This is a genomic window from Sivoneniella epilithica UHCC 1019 (assembly GCF_040830845.1).
Lineage (GTDB): Bacteria > Cyanobacteriota > Cyanobacteriia > Leptolyngbyales > Leptolyngbyaceae > ULC077BIN1.
Map to the genome: position 1 here is coordinate 1 of NZ_JBFPDP010000113.1, position 970 is coordinate 970.

At 48.6% G+C, this 970-nt stretch carries 1 protein-coding gene; it reads right to left on the minus strand.

Translation table 11 applies throughout. From position 1 onward, the window contains the following. Window positions 1–14: 14 nt before the first annotated feature. On the minus strand, window positions 15–893 hold the full coding sequence (locus tag AB3R30_RS26865) for an IS982 family transposase (protein WP_458652267.1): 879 nt from the start codon (window positions 891–893) through the stop codon (window positions 15–17). Between the last annotated feature and the right edge of the window lie 77 nt (window positions 894–970).

Genomic DNA, 970 nt, shown 5'->3' on the forward strand with positions numbered 1-970 from the left:
AACGTCAGTTCGGGTTAAGCCGAAGGCAGCAAATTATAGTCAATGGCGATCGTAGGCTTCTTTGGCTGATGGCAATAGGCAATCAGTCCACAGAGAATGTTGACAAAACAGTTGACCGCAGAGCGATGCCGAGAGTGTTCAATTTGAGAAATGTTCTTCAACTGGTCAATAATCGTTTCGATGACCGAGCGCTTCCGCAGCATCAACCGGTCAGTCAGAGGCATCAAGCGCTGTTTCATATTGCGCTTGAGCTTGGTAATCAACCGGATACCAACAGTTTCTAACAACTGGTTTGCCAGTTTTTGAGACACGTAGCCCTTGTCAGCAAACACTTTGCCAAAAAGCTGCCGCACCAGTTTCGGCACTGGAGCGCGATCATCGGTATTGCCAGGAGTCAAGATAACGTTAAGTAACTCCCCTGAGTCGTTGACGACCAGATGGAGTTTGAAACCAAAGAACCAATCGACTGACGTTTTGCCACGCGTCGCCAAGTCCTTGAACACCTTATGTTGCTTGATGCGACGGTTGTGACAGACTTTGAGGCTGGTGGAATCCATGAAACTGATGCCGCTACAGGTGCCAAAACACGAGCGCAAGTATGCCCATAGCGGTATCAACGTACTCGGCATCCACTCGACAAAGCGATTGTAACTCACCAATCCTGGAAACTCCGCTGACCATTGCTCCTGGACTTTCTCTTGGTAGTAGGCTTTGAAATTTCGATACCACGACTGATGGAAGCCAATCAGAATTGTCATGATTTCGCTCAACGACAAGCTCCGCGCTCGTTTGCGTTGTTGTAATCCATTTCCCAGCAGTTGACGCTCCCACTGCGGTTCAAAGCGTTGGCAAAAATCATCGACCGAGCAAAACAGTTCCTCTAGACTAGGCATGGGGGTAATTCAGATGGATGATAAGTTGGCACTTTCACCCTACCTGTTTTGCCCCTTCCTTATCCCGAACTCAGGTT

Excerpts from the sequence above, each read along its gene's own strand:
- AB3R30_RS26865 (WP_458652267.1), bottom strand. The coding sequence starts at position 893 with ATGCCTAGTCTAGAGGAACTGTTTTGCTCGGTCGATGATTTTTGCCAA.